The sequence below is a fragment of the Saccharopolyspora terrae genome (assembly GCF_004348435.1).
GTDB classification, from domain to species: Bacteria; Actinomycetota; Actinomycetes; order Mycobacteriales; family Pseudonocardiaceae; genus Saccharopolyspora; species Saccharopolyspora endophytica.
Genome location: NZ_SMKS01000005.1, coordinates 1 through 18470, shown reverse-complemented (window position 1 = coordinate 18470; position 18470 = coordinate 1). Strand labels below are relative to the sequence as shown.

Here is an 18470-nt window from a genome sequence, read left to right as displayed (position 1 = left end):
CGGGCGTTGCCGGAGCATCCGGGCGTCGGATACTACCCCGATGGATGTGCACACCAGGATCGTCGACGCGGCGATCCAGCGGATGGCGACCGCGGGCTACGAGGGCCTTTCGATCAGCTCGGTCGCCCGGCTCTCGGGCCTGTCCCGTCCGACGATCTACGCGCACTTCGGAACCCTGGACCAGCTCGCCGCGGAGGCGCTGGAAGCCGCTGCCGTCCAGGTGATCTCACGGGTGATAGAGCGGGCGCGCGAGGAGGCGTCGTCGGCCGCCGACTACGTCGTGGAGGTCATGGTCGCGGCGCGCTCGGAGTTCCGCAGCAGTCCCGCGCTGGCGCCGATCGCGTTCCCGCAGCGCGGCACGATCCTGTTCGACGGCGACGCGGTCGGCCCGGGCGCTCTGGAGCTGTCGCGCTCGTTCCTGCTGCCGCTGCTGGAGTTCCAGCCGGAGCTGGAGGACGACCTGGAGGAGATCGCCGAGACCTGCCTGCGGTGGCTGGTGTCGCTCGTGCAGTTCGAGAGCGAGCGATCGCGCTCGAACTCGAAGCTGCGCGCCTACCTGCACCGGCATCTCGTCCCGGGGTTGGGCGTCACCTCCTGACCTTTACATCGTTGACAACAGTTGTAAGGATGCGTCAACGACAGAAAGGGCCGGTGTGCGCGCTCCGACCTCCCGCCGCCGCTTCATGGGCATGGCCGCTCTCGGTTCCGCCTCAGCTCTCGGGCTGACCACCATCTCGACACGTCACTCCGCCCAGGCCGCCGAGCACTCCCCGGCGGTGGTCATCGGAACCGGATACGGCGCCGCGGTCACCGCGCTGCGGCTCGGAGCTGCGGGCGTGCCCACCGTGATGCTGGAAATGGGCCGGTTGTGGAACACCCCGGCCGAGGACGGCAAGATCTTCTCCGACATGCCCGCCCCGGACCGGCGGGCGATGTGGTTCAAGAACCGCACCGAAGCGCCGCTGGCCTCGTTCCTGTGGCTGGACATCGCCAACCGCGACATCGAGCCCTACGCGGGCGTGCTCGACCGCGTCAACTACGGCGACATGTCCGTCTACGTCGGACGCGGCGTCGGCGGCGGATCGCTGGTCAACGGCGCGATGGCGGTGACCCCGAAGCGCTGGTACTTCGAGGAGATCCTGCCCGAGGTCGACGCCGACGAGATGTACGGCAGGTACTTCCCGCTGGCCAACTCGATGCTCGGCACCAACCACATCGACCAGGACTGGTTCGAGACCTGCGACTCCTACCAGTTCGCGCGCGTGTCCCGCGCCGCCGCGCAGAAGGCGGGGTACAAGACGACGTTCGTGCCCAGCGTCTACGACTTCGACTACATGCGGCGCGAGGAGGACGGCCTGGTGCCGCGCTCGGCGCTGGCGTCGGAGGTCATCTACGGCAACAACCACGGCAAGCGCTCGCTGGACCAGACCTACCTCGCCGCCGCCCTGGGCACCGGCAACGTCACCATCCAGACGCTGAGCGAGGTCCGCGACATCGCCCAGCAGCAGGACGGCAGCTACGCGCTGTCGGTGCGCCGGATCGATGAGCTGGGCAACGTGCTCGACGTCCGGCAGCTCACCACCGACTACCTGTTCCTCGGCGCCGGCAGCCTCGGGTCGACCGAACTGCTGGTGCGCGCCCGCGACACCGGCAAGCTGCCCGATCTCGGCGAAGCGGTCGGCGAGGGCTGGGGCACCAACGGCAACGTGATGCTCGGCCGCGCCAACCACATGCGGGACCTCGTCGGACCGCTCGAATCGGGCATGCCGGCGATGGGCATCGACGCGTGGGAAGACCCGGTGAACCCGGTGTTCGCCGAGATCGCGCCGGTCCCGGCCGGTGTGGAGACGTGGGCGAGCCTGTACCTGGCGATCACCCGCAACCCGGAGCGCGGCTCGTTCCGCTACGACCCCGGCGCCGACCGCGCCGTCCTGCAGTGGCGCGAGGAGCAGGGGCAGCCGTCGATCGACGCGGCCAAGCAGCTGTTCGACCGGATCAACTCGGTCAACGGCACCAGCTACCGCTACGACCTGTTCGGCGACACCAGGGCCTTCGAGAACCGGTTCACCTACCACCCGCTGGGCGGACTCGTCCTGGGTGAGGCCACCGACCTCTACGGCCGGGTCAAGGGGTACCGCAACCTCTACGTCACCGACGGCTCGCTCATCCCGGGCAGCACCGGCGTCAACCCGTTCGTCACCATCACGGCCCTCGCGGAGCGCAACATCGCCCGCGTGCTGGCCGAGGACGTCCGGACCTGCTGACGCTCCGGCGGGCTCGGCCGGAGCCGAGCCCGCCGGTCCTCAGCGCACGACGTCGAAGACGTTCTTCTGGATCCCGTTGGAGTAGACCTCGTGCTCGACGAGCCGGAGCTTCTGGGCGTCCTTGTCCGAGCTGCTGAACAGGCGCTTGCCCGCGCCGAGCAGGAGCGGGAAGACCAGGAGGTGGTAGCGGTCGATGAGCCCGGCGTCGGAGAGCGCGCGGTTGAGGGTCGCGCTGCCGTGCATGATGATCGGCCCGCCCTCGGTCTCCTTGAGCGCGGCGACCTCGTCGACCGAACGCAGGATCGTGGTCGGTCCCCAGTCGGTGACCAGCGCGTCGTCGGTGAGCGAGGTGGACACCACGTACTTGGGCATGTCCTTGTACTCGGCGAAGTCCTCCATCGACGGCCAGACCGGGCTGAACGCCTCGTAGCTGACCCGGCCCAGCAGCATCGCGGTGGCCTCCTGCTGCTCCCGGCCCTTGATCTCGAACGCCTCCGGCAGGAACTCGACGTGCTTGAACGTCCATCCCGAGTTGCGGTACCCGGGCTCGCCACCGGGCGCCTCCACGACGCCGTCGAGCGAGATGAAAGCCGAGCTGATGAGGGTGCGCATCTGAAGAACTCTCCTTGATCTCGAACGTCTGCTCGTGTGGACTCCCCGCCGGGCCAAAACTCATCGGTCGGGGGCACTCGTGCAGCTCAGCGGAGGGAGTTCCACTCCGCAGAACAATTCTGTCGGACCCTTGCCGGAAAAATGGAGTCGTTCGAGCATGTCCGACATGCGATTGCCAGGCGAGGCGCATGCGCTGGTGCGGCACACCCACCAGGAGCGGGTGCTGCGCGCGCTCCGCGAGCGAGGTGCGCTGAGCCGCGGTGAGATCGCCAGAGCGGTGGGCCTGTCCCGCACCACCATCTCGGAGATCACCCGTGACCTGCTGCAACACGGCGCCGTCGTGGTGGTCGACACCGATGCGGCGTCGCGCGCGGGGAGCGGCCGGCCCGCCGAGCGGCTCGCGCTGGACCCCAACTCCGGGCAGTTCCTGGGCGTGGACTTCGGGCACCGCCGGGTCCGCGTGGCCATCGCCGACGCCGCCCACGAGGTCGTGGCCTCGGGACGTCAGACCTACGACGACAGCACGGGGTGGCCGGAGCGCATCGAGACCGCCTTCGAGCTCATCGACCGCCTCAGCGCCGAGCGGGGCGTGCACTTCCGGGCCTTGCAGGGCATCGGCATCGGTGTCACCGGTCCGCATCCGCGCTCGTCGGCCCCGCACGCCCCGGAAGGCGCGTTCGGCCCGGGTTTCGCCGCCGCGCGCGACGACGTCGACGTCTCCTTCGCCGAGCGCTTCGGGGCTCCGGTGATGGTGGACAACAACACCCGCCTCGCGGCGCTGGCCGAAGCGCTCGCAGGTGACGCCAGCGCCGAGAACGTGCTCTACGTGCGGTTGTCCGACGGCGTCGGCGGAGCGTTGGTGATCGGCGGGCGGCTCGTGCCCGGCGCCACCGGCCTGGCGGGCGAACTCGGCCACGTCACCGTCGTCCCGGGTGGGGCCCGCTGCCGCTGCGGCAAGGACGGCTGCCTGGAAACGGTCGCCTCGGTCCCGGCGATGCTGGCGGCGTGCGAGCAGCGCGGCGCCGACGTCGGTTCCCTCGACGAGCTGGCGAGCTCCACCGATCCCGTCGTCGAGCAGGTGCTGCGCGACGCGGCGCGCGCGCTGGGGCGGGCCGTGGGCGTGGTGGCGATGGTGTTCAACCCGGCCGAGGTCGTGATCGGCGGCGACATCGCCCGGCTGGCACCGGTGATCGTCGAGCAGACCAGCGACACCGTCGGCGCCGAGCTGTTCCCGTGGGTCGCCGCGAAACCGGCCTTCCGCTGCGCGCGGCTCGCCGACGACGACGGCGCCACCGGGGCGCTGGCCGCGCTCTTCCGCAGCTCACCCCTGCTCGCCGACTACCCGGAACCGGCGCCGATCCGCGCTCTTCCGGCCTGAAGGAGCCCCCGACCATGGCAGTTCTCAGCGAGCGCGACGCCGCGCCGAAGGCCGATCCGGGGCCCGCGCCGCGCCGGCGCAGCGCACCGCTGGTGCTCAACGCCGCCTCGATCCTGCTCGGCATCGGGGTGTGGTGGGCGCTGGCGGCGCTGGGCATCAAGATCCCGGCACCGCCCGAGGTCGCGGCCAGGGCGGTCGAGATGGCCGGCGACGGAACGCTGCTGGACGACACCGCGGCCAGCCTCGGGCGGGTGCTGGCCGGGTTCGCGCTGGGCACCGCGCTGGCGGTCGTGATGGGCTTCCTGATGGGCTGGTACGGGCCGGTGCGCGCGCTGGCCGAGCCGTGGGTGCAGTTCTTCCGCACCATCCCGCCGCTGGCCATCATCCCGCTGGCGATCGTGCTGATGGGCATCGGCGAGGTCCCGAAGATCTTCGTGATCTTCTTGGCCGCGTTCCTCGCCTGCGTCATCTCGACGCTGCAGGGAGTGGTCACGGTCGATCCGACGCTGATCAACGCCGCGCGGGTGCTGGGGGCCGGCGACGCGACGATCTTCGGCCGCGTCGTGGTGCCGGCGTCGGCGCCGTTCATCCTCGTCGGCATGCGCGTCGGCCTCGGCTCGGCGTGGGCGACGGTGGTCGCGGCCGAACTCATCGCCGCGCAAGAGGGTCTCGGCTTCCGGATGCAGAACGCCCAGCTGTACTACGACCTACCGACGATCTTCGTCAGCCTCATCACCATCGGCGTCCTGGGCCTGGCCATGGACCGGCTGCTGCTGCTCGCCGAACGCAAGCTGACCGGATGGCAGGAGCAGCGGTGAACCCCAAGATCGCCCTGGACGGCGTCACCAAGTCCTTCGACCTCGGCCGCGATCGGCTCGTCGCGCTCGACGACGTGTCCCTGGAGATCGCCGACAACGAGTTCGTCACCGTCGTCGGCCCTTCCGGATGCGGCAAGAGCACCCTGCTCAACATCCTCGCCGGGCTGGAGGAACCGACCGCGGGACGCGCCCTCGTCGACGGCGTCCCGGTCTCCGGCCCAGGCCCGGACCGCGGGGTGATCTTCCAGCAGTACGCGCTGTTCCCGTGGCTGACCGTGCGCGGCAACGTCGAGTTCGGCCTCAAGATCGCGGGCGTGCCCCGGGAGGAGCGGCGGGCGCGCGCGGAGCACTTCATCGACGTCGTCGGGCTGACCTACTTCGCCGACGTGCTGCCCAAGGCCCTCTCAGGCGGGATGCGCCAGCGCTGCGCCATCGCCCGCGCCTACGCCGTGAACCCCGCGATCCTGCTGATGGACGAGCCCTTCGGGGCACTCGACGCGCTGACCAGGGTCAAGCTCCAGGACCAGCTGCTCAGCGCGTGGGACCAGGAGCGGCGAACGGTCCTGTTCATCACCCACGACGTCGACGAGGCCGTGTACCTGGCCGACCGGGTGATCGTGATGGCCTCCCGGCCGGGCCGCATCTACGACGCCGTCGAGGTCGACCTGCCCCATCCGCGCACCGAGGAGGTCCGGCTGAGCGCGGAGTTCACCGCGCTGCGCAACCGGGTCTGGAACTCCGTCTACCACCAGGACAACGACCGCGCCCTCCCGGCGCGGGACTGAGAGGACGCCATGACCAGCAGGAAGAGATGGCTCGCCGGCGCGCTCGCCGGACTCGTCGTGGCGCTCACCGGGTGCGGTGGCGGTTCGGAGGCGTCCAACGAGGTCCGGTTCGGCTACATCGGCGACTACAACGGTGCCAGCCTCCTCGCGGTCGCCGAGGACCAGAAGCTCTGGGAGAAGCACGGTCTCGACGCCACGGCCAGCGTGTTCACCAACGGGCCGCTGCAGATCCAGGCGCTGGGCAGCGGTGACCTGGACTTCGGCTACATCGGGCCGGGCGCGATGTGGTTGCCCGCCTCCGGTCAGGCCAAGGTCGTCGCGCTGAACACCCTCGGCAACGCCGACCGCGTCATCGCCCAGCCCGGCACCGGCAGCATGGCCGACCTGCGGGGCAAGACGGTCGGGGTGCCGCAGGGCACCTCCGGGGAGATGATCCTCGACCTCGCCCTGCGCCGGGCGGGCATGACCAAGAACGACGTCAAGGTCGTGCCGATGGACGCCTCGACGATCGTCTCCGCCTTCTCCGCCAAGCGCATCGACGCGGCCGGGTTCTGGTACCCGGCGATCGACACGATCCGCAAGCAGGTCCCGGGGCTGGTCGAGCTGGCCAAGAACTCCGACTTCCGCGGGGAGATGGAGTTTCCGACCGTCTTCGTCGCGGGCAACGACGTCGTCACCGGTCAGCAGGACAAGGCCCGGCGCGTGCTGGCGGTGCTGCGCGAGGCCATGCAATACCGCTCGGCCAACGCCGAGCGCACCGTCGAGCTGACCGCTGAGCTGCTCGAGAAGGACCCGGCGCAGGTGCGCGCCGACGCAGCCAACGTGCAGGTGCTCGGTGCCGAGGAGTTGGACCGCTTGACGGCCGACGGCACCGTGCGGAACTGGCTGTCCACGATGGACTCCTACTTCGCCGGGACCGGCCAGCTCGAGCGGAGCACCGGACCCGAGAACTACTACACCGGCGACCTCTTCACCTCGGCGGGCCAACCGTGAACCAGCGCAACGTCCTGTTCCTGATGACCGACCAGCACCGGACCGACACCCTCGGCGCCTACGGCAACCCGATGGCAGCGACGCCGAACCTCGACGAGCTGGCCGCCACCGGGACCCGCTTCGACCGCTGGTACACCCCGACCGCCATCTGCACGCCCGCGCGCGCCAGTCTGCTCACCGGGCAGGCGCCGTTCCGGCACAAGCTGCTGGCCAACTACGAGCGCAACGTCGGCTACATCGAGGACCTGCCCGAGGGGCAGTTCACGTTCTCGGAGGCGTTGCGCGCCCGCGGCTACAACTGCGGGCTGATCGGCAAGTGGCACGTCGGGACCCAGAAGTCCGCCGGTGACTTCGGTTTCGACGGTCCGGACCTCCCGGGCTGGCACAACCCGGTCGACCACCCCGACTACCTGACCTACCTCGCCGACAACGACCTCCCGCCGTACGAGATCAGCGACCGCATCCGCGGCACCCTGCCCAACGGCGGTCCGGGCAACCTGCTGGCGGCGAGGCTGCACCAGCCGGTGGAGGCGACCTTCGAGCACTACTTGGCGACCCGCGCCATCGAGATGATGGAGCGCTACGCCGCCGACGCGCGCGAGCACGACAAGCCGTTCTTCCTGGAGCTGAGCTTCTTCGGCCCGCACCTGCCCTACATCATCCCCGACGAGTACTTCGACATGTTCGACCCTCAGGAGGTGCCGCTGCCGCGTTCGGTCGCCGAGACCTTCCACGGCAAACCCCCGGTCCAGCAGAACTACAGCGCGCACTGGACGTTCGACACGATGCCGCTGGAGACCACGCGCAAGTTGATCGCCGTGTACTGGGGGTACGTGGCGCTCATCGATCACGAGATCGGCCGGGTCCTCGGCGCGATGCGCCGCCTGGGCCTGGCTGACGACACGGCGGTGTTCTTCACCTGCGACCACGGCGAGTTCACCGGTTCCCACCGGCTGCACGACAAGGGACCGGCGATGTACGAGGACATCTACCGGACGCCGGGCATCGTGCGCGTGCCCGGCGAGCCCGGGGGAGTGGTGCGGTCGGAGTTCGTCAGCCTGCTGGACTGCACCGCCACGATCCTCGAACTGGCCGGCATCGACCCGGAACCCGCCGTGGATTCGCGCAGCCTGCTCCCGCTGGTGTCCGATGAGGACGGTGTGGAGTGGCCCGAGGAGATCGTCTGCGAGTTCCACGGGCACCACTTCCCGTACCCGCAGCGGATGCTGCGCACCGACCGGTACAAGCTCGTGGTCAACCCGGACTCGGTCAACGAGCTCTACGACCTCGAAGCCGACCCGGACGAGCTCATCAACCGCTACCCGCACCCGGAGATGGCGGAGGTCCGAGCCGGTCTGATGCGCCGACTCTACGACCTGCTCCGGGAGCGGGGCGACAACTTCTACCACTGGATGACCTCGATGTACGAGGTCGGGGAAGTCGCCTACGACCCCACCCTCAGCGGCCTCGACGAGGACAGCTACCAGCGCTGATCAGGCCGTCACCATGCGAGCGCCGTCCCCCTGCCGCCGCCGGTAGGCGGTCGCCCCCGGCCCCAGTCCTCGGACGCGACGTGCGCCGCTCAGGCGATCGGTGCGGGGGTTCCGGCAGCTGGGTGAGCTGCCGGAACCCGTTGGCGCGCGTGGTTTCAGTGCTGGTGCTCTGATGGTCCCTTGCTGCGGACGAGGGCGCGGACGTTGTCGATGCGTCCGCAGTCGGCGTCGATGAGTTCGCGGCGCTTGGCCGTGAACGCCTCGCCGAGCTCGGCGAGGTGGTCCGCGTCGACCTGCGCCCGCGCGTCGTTGAGGACGGTGCGCTCCTCCTCGTCGAGGTGGTGGGTCAACGACTTGCTGAGCTCCTCCAGCCGGGAGTCCCACTCCTCGGACCCCGGTTCGTCGCACTCCATGAGCGCCAGGAGCGCTTCGTGGCCCTCCGCGTGCTCCTCGGCCCCGTGGTCGACGTCCTCGGCGTCCTCGGCGGAGAGCTTGCGCAGCACCGGGTACACCTCGGATTCCTCGGCCTCGGCGTGCGCGACTAGGAGTGCGGCGATCTCGCCGAGCGCGGACCTGCGGTCTCCCGCGGAGCTGCGCAGGGTGCGCAGCAGGTCTTCGAAGCGGCGGTGATCGGCCAGGATGAGTTCGACGACGTCCTCGGACACGGTGGTCCCCTTCGGCCTGAGGTGGGGTTCGGGCTCCTGCGGATCATCGAGGATCACCGTGTGCCTGGCAAGGAAGTGCGCTCAGAGCTTCGTCGGGGTCGGTGCGTCGCTGAGATCCCGCTTGTAGGTCTCGGCCAGCAGGTAGGTCGAGGCGAACGAGATCAGGCAGAGCACGACGACGTACCCGGCGATGGACAGCGAGCTCCCCGTCGCCGCGAACAGCGCGGTGCAGATCATCGGGGCGATGCCGCCGCCGAGGATCGCCGCGATCTGGTAGGCCAGCGAGGCGCCGCTGTAGCGGAGCCGGGTGCTGAACAGCTCCGAGAAGAACGCCGACTGCGGCCCGTAGACGGCGGTGCGGCAGGCCTGCACGACGAGCCCGGCCAGCAGGAACAGGCCGATCGAACCGCTGTCGACCAGCATGATCCAGGGCACCGCGAACAGGGCGAGCGCCAGCATCCCGCCCAGCGACATGCCGCGCCGACCCATGCGGTCCGAGAGCAGGCCGAACGCCATCATCAGCGGGATGTCGACGGCCGCCAGCAACGCGTTCGCGCTCAGGATCGTGGTGCGCTCGTAGTCGAGGGTCTTGGTGGTGTAGGAGACGATCCAGGTGGTGCCGACGTAGAACGTGGCGTTGGTGGCGAGGAAGGACCCGGCGGCGAGCAGGATCGTCTTCGGGTGCTCGCGCAGCACCTCGATCACCGGCATCCGCTGGGCGCGCTCCTTCTCGTCGCGCTGCACGGCCTGCTGGAACACCGGGCTCTCGCTGATCTTGAGGCGGATGGCGAATCCGACGACGATCAGCGCTGCGCTGCACAGGAACGGGACCCGCCAGCCCCACGCGAGGAAGGTCTCCTCGGACATGTTCGCCGACAGCGCCGTGAACGTCAGGTTGCCCAGCAGCAGGCCGGCCGGCACGCCCACCTGCGGCCAGCTCCCGTAGAAGCCGCGCTTGCCCTTGGGCGCGTGCTCGACGGCCATGAGCGCGGCTCCGCCCCACTCGCCGCCGACACCGATGCCCTGGGCGAAGCGCAGCAGCGTCAGCAGGATCGGGGCCCACACGCCGATCGTGGCGTAGGTCGGCAGCAGCCCCATCAGCAGCGTCGCGACGCCCATCAGCATCAGCGAGCCGATGAGCATGGGCTTGCGCCCGAGCTTGTCGCCGTAGTGCGCGAACAGCACGCCGCCGATGGGGCGGGCGAGGAAGCCGACGGCGAAGGTCGCGAAGGCGGCGACGGTGCCCACGACGGGGTCGAACTTCGGGAAGAACAGCTGGTTGAACACCAGCGCTGCGGCGGTGCCGTAGATGAAGAAGTCGTACCACTCGATGGTGGTACCGATGAGGCTGGCGAGCGCTACTCGTCGCGCACTCGTCGCGGTGGCGGCCATTCGGTCGACCTCCGGGGGAGTTGAGGCGTCTGTGACCCAGATAACTAACGGTGTAAGTTTTAGGGACGGTAGCGATCCGGGCGAATCATCACAAGAGGTACTTCTCGACTCCTTCCGGATGAGAAAGTTTCGGAAATTGAGCCGATCCTTACGCCGTACGGTTGTCCTCCTTCGGCCGGCTCCGCTCGAAGTGGTTGCGCTTCAACGTGAGAACGCCGTGGAAGCGAGGCGTTTCACGGTTCCAGGGCCGAAACTGTTTCGAAAACAAGTGTTTGACCATGCCGCGACGCCACCGCATACTCGGTCCGGTCGGTCGGATCTCCCGTCAGCGCGGTCGAGAGGATGCGGTGGGCATGTCAGCGAGAACGAGGGCGCGCGGCTGCGTCGCCGGTGCGGTCCTGGTGGCGGCGGTTCTGGTGGCCCCTGCGACGGCCTCCGCTCAGCCCGCGTGCTCGGGTTACGTCGGGCTCACCTTCGACGACGGGCCCGGCGACACCACCGCGGAACTGCTGAACGCCCTGCGGCAGAACGGCTTGCGCGCAACGATGTTCAACCGCGGCGACGGCGCGGACGCCCACCCCGCGCTGGTGAAGGCGCAGGTCGACGCGGGGATGTGGGTCGGCAACCACAGCTACGGCCACCCGCACATGACGCAGCTGACCCGGTCCGAAATGGACGATGAGATCTCACGCACCCAAACGGCCATCGCCGGCGCGGGTGGCGGGACCCCGAACCTGTTCCGCCCGCCCTACGGGGAGACCAACGAGACCCTGCGCGAGGTCGCCGCGTCCCACGGCCTCACCGAGATCATCTGGGACGTCGACTCCCTGGACTGGAACAACGCCACGGTCGATCAGATCGTGGAGGCCAACGCCCGCCTCACCGACGGCCAGGTCATCCTCATGCACGACTGGGCGCCCAACACCCTCGAAGCGATCCCCAGGATCGCGGAGGTCCTGGCGGGCAAGGGGCTCTGCCCGGGAGCGATCTCCCCGCGCACGGGTCAGGCGGTCGCCCCCGGCGAGCTTCCGTGAGGTCAGTTCTGCCCGTTCGATTCGGACCAGAACTGACCGCGGGTGAGGAACGGGTGGGCGTGGGTCAGGACCTCCGCGGTGCTGCGCCAGGTTTGGACGTGGTCGGCGTCCGGGATGGAGGCGAACGGCGTCCCGGTCCGGGTCGCGAAGGCGCGCATGGGGTCGTGCCAGGGATCGGCCGCGCCCGCGTACATCAGCAGCGGGACGGGGCTGCGTTCCAGTGATGCGTGCACGCCCGGTTCGTGGCGGAAGGCCTCGTAGTTCGCCCGCAGCGCCTCGGGACCGACGGCGTCGATGACGGCCGCGTAGGCGGGGTTGGTGCGCGCGCCCTGCTGCATCAGCGGCCAGGGATCGGTGTCGGCGGGGAGCTCCAGGGCGTCGAGCATCGCCTCGACCGCCGAGCGGAAGCCGTCGATCGGGTCGAACGCGCCGGCGATGAGGCGGGTGAGCCGCTCCGGTGCGTGCGCCGCGACGGCGTAGCCGGTCAGGGCGCCGAGCGAGTAGCCCCAGAACGCGGCCTCGTCCAGGCCGAGGTCGTCGAGGACGGCCGTGACGGACTCCGCGCGGCGGGCCAGCGAGTAGTCGGCGGTCGTCACCGGGGCGGAGCTCGCTCCGAGCCCGAGCGGATCGACCGTGATCACCGTGTGGGTGGTCGCGAGAACCGCGGTGTAACCGGCCTCGGTCCACTGCGCGCCGGTCTGGAACATGCCCGGGTGCAGCACCAGCGGTGGCCCGTCACCGACGACCTCGTAGGCGATCTTCATTCCGCTGCGCTGCGCGATCGGCACCTGCTCCTCCTCGACCCGGGTCCGGCGAGCATGGCACGACTCGGCCCCGGGGTGGAGGTTTCCGAGGAAACTCCCACTCCCGGGGCCGAGTCGGGATCGTCTAGCGCATGGCCGGGATGTCCGGCAGCGCGAAGACGATGAGGGCGCTGCCGTGGCCCGCGCCGAGCATTCCCGGGAGGAAGCCCTCGATCCAGCCGCCCCAGCCGACCGGTACGGCGACGTACTGCTTGCCGTCGACCGAGTAGGTCATGGGGCTGCCGTGGTGGCCGCTACCGCACTGGAACTCCCACAGCTTCTCGCCGTTGCGGGCGTCCAGAGCGACGAACTCACCCGAGGGCGTGCCGGCGAAGACCAGGTCTCCGGCGGTGGTCAGCACCGAGGAGCACATCGGCAGGCTGTTGCGCCAGCGCCACCTCTCCTCGCCCTTGGAGTCGAAAGCGCTGATGGAGCCGCGCATGTCGTCGGCATCGACCTGAACTCCCGCGCCCCAGTAGGGGATTCCCTCGCGGAACTCGCGGCGACGTCGCGTGGCGGTGGCCCCGACGTCCTGCACCGGGACGTAGAACAGCTCGGTGCGCGGGCTGTAGGCGGCGTGCGTCCACTCCTTCGCACCGGCCGGGCCGGGGTAGAAGTGGACCGGTTCGCCTTCGGCGTCCGGGTACTTCCTGGGCGTCACCTTGCCGTCGCGGGTGATGGTGCCCCAGTCGATCCGGTCCACGTAGGGCGTGACCGAGATCAGCTCGCCGTTGGTGCGGTCGAGCACGAAGAAGTACCCGTTCTTGTCGAAGTGGCCGAGCATCTTGCGCCCGTCCTGGTCGAACAGGATGTTCTCCATGGTGCTGTCGTAGTCCCACACGTCGTGCGGGGTGCACTGGTAGTGCCACTGGATCTGGCCGGAGTCCACGTCCACCGCGATGATGCTGTCGGTGAAGAGGTTGTCGCCCTCGCGGACCGCGCCGTCGAAGTCCGGAGCCGGATTGCCCGTGCCCGCGTACAGCAGGTTGGTATCCGGGTCGAAGGTCGCGGTGACCCACGGGTTCGCGCCGCCGCGCGCCCACGCCTCGCCGTCGGCGGGCCAGGTCTCAGAACCCGGCTCACCCGGCTTGGGGACCGTGTAGCAGCGCCAGCGGTGCTCGCCGGACTCCAGGTCGAAGGCGTCCATGTGACCGCGCACGCCGAACTCGCCGCCCGAGCTTCCGACGATGACCATGTCCTTGACGATCAGCGGAGCGATCGTCGCGCTCTCCCCGGCCCGCACGTCGCCGACCGTCTTGTCCCAGACGCGATCGCCCGTCACCGCGTCGAGCGCGAGAAGGTGCGCGTTGGGCGTCACGGTGAAGACCTTGCCCTTGGCCACCGCGACACCGCGGTTGACGTTCCCGCAGCACAGCGACACGTCGTAGGGCACGGCGTGCTTGTAGCGCCACAGGTGCGCGCCCGTCTTGGCGTCGAGAGCCCACACCCAGCCGTCCCAGCCGGAGACGTACATGACCCCGTCGACGACCACCGGCGTGGCCTCGAACGCGTAGGTGGAAGCCCCCGCGATCATGCCTTCGGTGCTCGCCTGGAAGATCCAGGTGGGGCCGATGCTCTTGACGTTCTCGGTGTTGATCTCGTCGAGCAGGCTGTAGCGCTGCCCGTCGTAAGCGCCGTAGTAGGTGAGCCAGTTGTGCGATTCGGAACGTGCGTCGAGCAGCCGGTCGTAGTCGACGCTCATGGCGACGTCGGGTGCGTTCCGGGGCTCTGTGGTCAGCCACCCCTGGTTGATCGCCTCACCGGCGTCCACGTATTCCACGGTCATGGTCGATCCTCCTCACGGGCGCGGCTGGTCGGGGCGGTCGAGACGGGCTTCCGGTGGCACCTCGCCGAGCACGACGATGGCGCCGGTGAGGCCGCGGCCCTCGTCGTTGCCGGTGGGGGAGCTGAACCAGTAGTAGCCGGGTCCGTCCAGGTTGAGCTTGGCCACGCCCTTGGAGTGGTTGACCAGCCAGATGAACTTGCGGTCGCCGTTGCTGGGCAGCAGCGCGCAGTGGGTGTTCATGTCGTCGTTGATGAGCGTCAGTTCGAGGTCGCCGCCGTGCGGGAGGATCAGGATCGAAGGATCCCAAGCGATCTCGTCCGGTTCGATGCGAACCGTGGCCTCCATCGTGCCGTCGGCCCGTTCGGTGGCCTGTTCGATGTTCCCGGTGCCGAGCACCCGGCCGATCGTCGCCCCGTTCTGGACGTCCAGGCCGACCGCGTTGAGCATGTCGGTGCGTTCCTTCGCTGTCGTCATCGGACCTCACCTCCTCGTGAATCCGTCTCCCGAACGCGCCCGAAGATGATGTGCTGCGAACCGAATTCGTGAACGCAGTTCGAAAAAGTCAGGTGTGCTGGGGAGAACAGCAGTGGGTCGAACCAATTTCCCCGTACCGAATCGGACATTACGCCGGGTGCTGGGTGGCCAAAACCGGAGACCGCCGGACCGGGCGCCCGTACCGCTCGCAAGGCCGGAACTACCGCTCAGACACCGAACCTGCCGAGGTTCATGACCTTGTCCCAGGCGCGGGTGAAGTCGTGCACGAACTTCGCTTCATCACTGGCGTAGACCTCGGCGATCGCGCGCAGCTCGGAATTCGACCCGAAGGTGAGGTCCACTCGGCTCGCAGTCCACCGAACGCGACCGTTCGCCCGGTCCTTTCCCTCGAAAGTGCCTGATTCAGGAGCCCATTCGGTGCTCATGTCGAGGAGGTTGGTGAAGAAGTCGTTGCTGAGCTTCCCGGGGCGGGTGGTGAGGACGCCGAGCGATGACCGGTGGTGGTTGGCGTTGAGGGCGCGGAGTCCGCCGATGAGCGCGGTCATCTCGGGCGCGCTGAGCGTGAGCTGGTTGGCGCGGTCGACGAGGAGGTGCTCGGCGGGCAGCGGGGCGTGCGGGCCGGTGTAGTTGCGGAAGCCGTCGGCGGAGGGTTCGAGCGCGGCGAAGGAGTCGACGTCGGTCCACTCCTGGGCGGCGTCGGTGCGCCCTGGCGTGAAGGGCACGCGGACGCCGTCGGCTGCGTGTTCGATGGCCGCGCAGCCCGCGAGAACGATGAGGTCGGCCAGCGAAACCCGTTTCCCAGCGTTTTGTTCGGTGTTGAAGCGCTCCTGGACCGCCTCCAGAGCGGCGATCACGGGCCCCGTGGTGCCGGGATCGTTGACCTGCCAGTCGCGTTGCGGCGCCAGCCGGAGGCGAGCCCCGTTCGAGCCACCCCGCTTGTCGCTGTCGCGGTAGGTTGAGGCCGACGCCCAGGCGGTGAACACCAGCTGCGGCACGGGAATCCCGAGGTCGAGGATCCGGGACCTGAGCTGGGCGATGTCGTCGGAGTCGACGGGGTCGTGGTCGGCTTCGGGCACGGGGTCCTGCCAGATCAACCACTCCTGCGGGACCAGCGGTCCGAGGTAGCGCTGCCGGGGTCCCATGTCGATGTGGGTGAGCTTGAACCAGGCGTGCGCGAAGGCGTCGGCCAGCTCGTCGGGCCTGGCGAGGAAGCGGCGTGCGATCTTCTCGTAGGCGGGGTCTTCCTGCAGCGCCAGGTCGGTGGTCAGCATCGTGGGCGTGCGGCTCGTCGACGGGTCGTGGGGGTCGGGAACGGTTCCGCGCCCGTGGCCCTCGCGGGGCACCCACTGCCACAGCCCGGCCGGGCTGAGCACGACCTCCCACTCGTAGGCGAACAACGTCTCCAGGAACGAGTTGTCCCACCGGGTGGGCGTCGGGGTCCAGATCCCCTCCAGGCCGCTGGAGATGGCATCCGCACCCGTACCGGTGCCGTGGCCGCTCCGCCAGCCCAGCCCCTGTTCCTCCAGCCCCGCGCCTTCCGGCTCAGGGCCCAGGTGCCGGGCCGGATCGGCGGCGCCGTGGGACTTGCCGAAGGTGTGCCCGCCGACGATGAGCGCGACAGTCTCCTCGTCGTTCATCGCCATCCGCCCGAACGTCGTGCGGATGGCCTTGCCCGCGGCGATGGGGTCGGGCAGCGTCGCGGGTCCCTGCGGGTCGACGTAGATCAGGCCCATCTCGTCCGCCGCGAGCGGTTGCTGGAGGTCGCGGACGCCGGTGTGGCGCTCGTCGGCGAGCCAGGTGCGCTCCGGGCCCCAGTAGACGTCGGCTTCGGATTCCCACACGTCCTCGCGGCCTCCGGCGAAGCCGAGCGTGGTGAAGCCCATGGATTCCAGAGCGCGGTTGCCGGCGAAGACCATGAGGTCGGCCCAGGAGATGTTGCGGCCGTACTTCTGCTTGACCGGCCACAGCAGGCGGCGTGCCTTGTCGAGGTTGCGGTTGTCGGGCCAGCTGTTGGTCGGTGCGAAGCGCTGCATGCCCGTGCTGGCGCCGCCTCGGCCGTCGCTGATGCGGTAGGTGCCGGCGCTGTGCCAGGCCATGCGCAGCACCAGCGGGCCGTAGTGGCCGAAATCGGCCGGCCACCAGTCCTGCGAGGTCGTCAGGACCTCGTCGATGTCGCGGGCCACGGCGTCGAGGTCGAGCTTCGCGAACTCGGCCGGGTAGTCGAAGTCCGGACCTAACGGGTTGGCCGCGGGGTGGTGCTTGGCCAGGATCCGCAGGTCGAGCCGGTGCGGCCACCAGTCGCGGTTGTCCCCGCCCGCCGCCGGGTGGTTGCGGACGCGCTCGACGCGCCGTCGCACGCTCTGGTCGTAGTTCCGCGTGACCGCCACCGCATCGGGGTTCTCCGGCATCGCGCACCTCCCTCCCGGGGACCTCAGATGTCCAGCGCCCGCCGCACGGCAGGGGCGTTGCGCCGGGAGACCGGCACCATCGCGTCCGCGCCGGTGTCCATCACCAGAAGCAGTTCGCCCTTGCACCGGCGTTCGACCTCGCGGACGCGTCCCACGTTGACCACGTACCGGCGGTGCACTCGCAGGAATCCGGCATCGCCCTGCTCGGCTTCGAGCTTGTCGAGGCTGCCGGAGGCGGCGCGCAACCGTCCCTGGTCGGTGGACAGCCAGACGTCGTTGCCCTCCGACTCGGCGAAGGCGACCTCGGACAGCCTCAGCAGCACCATCCGGTTCTCCCGCGTCGCCACGATCCGGTCCGTCCTGCCGCGGTGGTTCGCACCGCCTTCGACGCGCGGCAGCTGCTCGCCTTCGGCGACGCCGAAGGCGAACAGGTTGCCGACCAGGTGCCCGGACAGGAACACCGGCCGAATGCTCACCGAGCTGGGTTCATCGCTGAGGTGGGTGTGGACCTGCGTCGTGCCGATCCAGTCGGGGTCGCGGGACGCCTGCTTGACGGCGTAGCGGGCGGCCTTGATCACTTCGGGCAGCCTCGGGTTCCACCGCACCGCCGGATCCGTCGCGGGCGTCGAGCTCGGCACGCCGAGCAGCACGCCGGCGGTGTCGTCGGCGATCACGACGCGTCCCGCCGGGTCCAGCGCGGCCAGCGGCACGCCCGAGCGAGAACGGGCGTGCTGAAAGGCCGCGATCAGCTCAGCGCTGCCGTCCTTGGCGCGCTGCACGAGCGTGCGCTGCGTGCGGGTGGCCGCGTTGCTCAGCCAGGCGCCTGCCGAGGTGGGTGGTTCGCTGCGCCAGCAGGAGATGTTGAGCACCGCGATCGGTTCGCGCGTCACCACGTCCCGCACCGCCACGCCCGCGCAGGTCCAGTCGTGGAAGGCCTGGCACCAGTGCTCGGCCCCGCGCACCACGACCGGCGCGTGCGACTCCAGCGCGGTTCCCATGCCGTTGGTGCCCGTGGCCTGCTCCGACCAGCAGAACCAGGTCGACAGGTTGGCTTCGGCGGCGATCTCGCGGGTGGCCGGATCGCCCCACTCGGCCAGGATCCGGCCCGTGGCGTCGGCGACGGTCACCACGCCGCCGCCGCTGCTGACCTCGTGCGCCACCGATGCCGCGCGGAACCCCAGTTCGGCGAACACGACGTCGTGTTCGAGCGTGTGGTCGACCTCCGCCACGGCGATCGGGGCCTTGGTGAGGCCGGGATCGACGCGGTACTGGTCGCGGCAGCGGTGCCAGGAGATCGCCACTTCCGGCCGCACGCCGCGGATGTCGTCCTCCCCGCGCACGAAGCGTTCCCACGCCCCGTACACGGTGGTGTTGCCGGGGACGCGGGACATCGGGTCCAGCCGGTGCACCTCTGCCATACAAGACCGCCTTTGGTCTCCCACCGAGCCGACCGGGGAATCGGCGGATTCCGCTGCTCCAGGGACTACCACCAGCTTATTCCCGAATCCCGCACCAGCACGACGAGAAACCCCACCAACCCCACC

16 protein-coding genes are annotated in these 18470 nt (G+C 69.6%); 8 read left to right on the top strand and 8 right to left on the bottom strand.

The features are described from left to right. Positions 1-40 precede the first annotated feature (40 nt). Together E1181_RS05080 and E1181_RS05075 are read left to right on the top strand one after the other, a co-directional pair. Positions 41-598 (top strand): TetR/AcrR family transcriptional regulator, encoded by a 558-nt coding sequence (locus tag E1181_RS05080; protein WP_132672730.1) that lies wholly within the window; start codon positions 41-43, stop codon positions 596-598. 85 nt (positions 599-683) lie between these two features. Further along, positions 684-2264, top strand: coding sequence for a GMC oxidoreductase (locus tag E1181_RS05075; protein WP_132672875.1), 1581 nt, complete (start codon positions 684-686; stop codon positions 2262-2264). A gap of 39 nt (positions 2265-2303) precedes the next feature. Here E1181_RS05075 and E1181_RS05070 read toward each other — a convergent pair whose 3' ends face one another. Further along, entirely contained in the window at positions 2304-2876 is a 573-nt protein-coding gene (locus E1181_RS05070; RefSeq protein ID WP_132672729.1) for a dihydrofolate reductase family protein, read from the bottom strand. 157 nt (positions 2877-3033) lie between these two features. On the opposite strand from E1181_RS05070, the gene E1181_RS05065 reads away from it, so the two are divergent. Genes E1181_RS05065 through E1181_RS05045 form a run of 5 tightly spaced genes read left to right on the top strand, consistent with a single transcriptional unit; the run spans position 3034 to position 8343 of the window. Beyond that, positions 3034-4254, top strand: a complete 1221-nt coding sequence (locus E1181_RS05065; protein ID WP_132672728.1) for an ROK family transcriptional regulator — start codon at positions 3034-3036, stop codon at positions 4252-4254. Between the two features lie 14 nt (positions 4255-4268). After that, positions 4269-5072 carry an ABC transporter permease gene (locus tag E1181_RS05060; protein ID WP_132672727.1) on the top strand — a complete coding sequence of 268 codons (804 nt, stop codon included), beginning with the start codon at positions 4269-4271 and terminating at the stop codon, positions 5070-5072. Next, on the top strand, positions 5069-5857 hold the full coding sequence (locus E1181_RS05055; RefSeq protein WP_268952429.1) for an ABC transporter ATP-binding protein: 789 nt from the start codon (positions 5069-5071) through the stop codon (positions 5855-5857). The genes E1181_RS05060 and E1181_RS05055 overlap by 4 nt, the downstream gene beginning before the upstream one ends. Positions 5858-5866: 9 nt before the next feature. Continuing rightward, complete coding sequence (locus tag E1181_RS05050; protein WP_132672725.1) at positions 5867-6850, top strand: aliphatic sulfonate ABC transporter substrate-binding protein; 984 nt, start codon at positions 5867-5869, stop codon at positions 6848-6850. Beyond that, entirely contained in the window at positions 6847-8343 is a 1497-nt protein-coding gene (locus E1181_RS05045) for a sulfatase-like hydrolase/transferase (RefSeq protein WP_132672724.1), read from the top strand. The genes E1181_RS05050 and E1181_RS05045 overlap by 4 nt, the downstream gene beginning before the upstream one ends. Positions 8344-8498: 155 nt before the next feature. Here E1181_RS05045 and E1181_RS05040 read toward each other — a convergent pair whose 3' ends face one another. Next, positions 8499-9008 (bottom strand): hemerythrin domain-containing protein, encoded by a 510-nt coding sequence (locus E1181_RS05040; protein WP_132672723.1) that lies wholly within the window; start codon positions 9006-9008, stop codon positions 8499-8501. A gap of 81 nt (positions 9009-9089) precedes the next feature. Continuing rightward, positions 9090-10400, bottom strand: coding sequence for an MFS transporter (locus tag E1181_RS05035; RefSeq protein WP_132672722.1), 1311 nt, complete (start codon positions 10398-10400; stop codon positions 9090-9092). A gap of 353 nt (positions 10401-10753) precedes the next feature. Here E1181_RS05035 and E1181_RS05030 point away from each other — a divergent pair, with 353 nt between their 5' ends. Next, complete coding sequence (locus tag E1181_RS05030) at positions 10754-11434, top strand: polysaccharide deacetylase family protein (RefSeq protein ID WP_132672721.1); 681 nt, start codon at positions 10754-10756, stop codon at positions 11432-11434. Between the two features lie 2 nt (positions 11435-11436). Here E1181_RS05030 and E1181_RS05025 read toward each other — a convergent pair whose 3' ends face one another. The 5 genes from E1181_RS05025 to E1181_RS05005 all read right to left on the bottom strand — a co-directional run bounded on the left by E1181_RS05025 (position 11437) and on the right by E1181_RS05005 (position 18344). Then, positions 11437-12222 carry an alpha/beta fold hydrolase gene (locus E1181_RS05025; protein ID WP_132672720.1) on the bottom strand — a complete coding sequence of 262 codons (786 nt, stop codon included), beginning with the start codon at positions 12220-12222 and terminating at the stop codon, positions 11437-11439. A 100-nt stretch (positions 12223-12322) separates the two neighbouring features. Further along, positions 12323-14023 (bottom strand): PQQ-dependent dehydrogenase, methanol/ethanol family, encoded by a 1701-nt coding sequence (locus E1181_RS05020; RefSeq protein ID WP_132672719.1) that lies wholly within the window; start codon positions 14021-14023, stop codon positions 12323-12325. A 12-nt stretch (positions 14024-14035) separates the two neighbouring features. Continuing rightward, the gene (locus E1181_RS05015) at positions 14036-14497 is read right to left on the bottom strand and encodes an MSMEG_3727 family PQQ-associated protein (RefSeq protein ID WP_132672718.1); all 462 of its coding nucleotides are present in this window, start codon (positions 14495-14497) and stop codon (positions 14036-14038) included. A 227-nt stretch (positions 14498-14724) separates the two neighbouring features. After that, positions 14725-16926 carry a catalase/peroxidase HPI gene (katG, locus tag E1181_RS05010; protein ID WP_132672717.1) on the bottom strand — a complete coding sequence of 734 codons (2202 nt, stop codon included), beginning with the start codon at positions 16924-16926 and terminating at the stop codon, positions 14725-14727. A 23-nt stretch (positions 16927-16949) separates the two neighbouring features. After that, positions 16950-18344, bottom strand: coding sequence for a DNA-binding protein (locus tag E1181_RS05005; protein ID WP_132672716.1), 1395 nt, complete (start codon positions 18342-18344; stop codon positions 16950-16952). Between the last annotated feature and the right edge of the window lie 126 nt (positions 18345-18470).

Coding starts and splice junctions, on each gene's coding strand:
- E1181_RS05075 (WP_132672875.1), top strand. CDS start 684: ATGGGCATGGCCGCTCTCGGTTCCGCCTCAGCTCTCGGGCTGACCACC.
- E1181_RS05030 (WP_132672721.1), top strand. CDS start 10,754: ATGTCAGCGAGAACGAGGGCGCGCGGCTGCGTCGCCGGTGCGGTCCTG.
- E1181_RS05065 (WP_132672728.1), top strand. CDS start 3,034: ATGTCCGACATGCGATTGCCAGGCGAGGCGCATGCGCTGGTGCGGCAC.
- E1181_RS05060 (WP_132672727.1), top strand. CDS start 4,269: ATGGCAGTTCTCAGCGAGCGCGACGCCGCGCCGAAGGCCGATCCGGGG.
- E1181_RS05080 (WP_132672730.1), top strand. CDS start 41: ATGGATGTGCACACCAGGATCGTCGACGCGGCGATCCAGCGGATGGCG.
- E1181_RS05015 (WP_132672718.1), bottom strand. CDS start 14,497: ATGACGACAGCGAAGGAACGCACCGACATGCTCAACGCGGTCGGCCTG.
- E1181_RS05005 (WP_132672716.1), bottom strand. CDS start 18,344: ATGGCAGAGGTGCACCGGCTGGACCCGATGTCCCGCGTCCCCGGCAAC.
- E1181_RS05050 (WP_132672725.1), top strand. CDS start 5,867: ATGACCAGCAGGAAGAGATGGCTCGCCGGCGCGCTCGCCGGACTCGTC.
- E1181_RS05020 (WP_132672719.1), bottom strand. CDS start 14,023: ATGACCGTGGAATACGTGGACGCCGGTGAGGCGATCAACCAGGGGTGG.
- E1181_RS05035 (WP_132672722.1), bottom strand. CDS start 10,400: ATGGCCGCCACCGCGACGAGTGCGCGACGAGTAGCGCTCGCCAGCCTC.
- E1181_RS05070 (WP_132672729.1), bottom strand. CDS start 2,876: ATGCGCACCCTCATCAGCTCGGCTTTCATCTCGCTCGACGGCGTCGTG.
- katG (WP_132672717.1), bottom strand. CDS start 16,926: ATGCCGGAGAACCCCGATGCGGTGGCGGTCACGCGGAACTACGACCAG.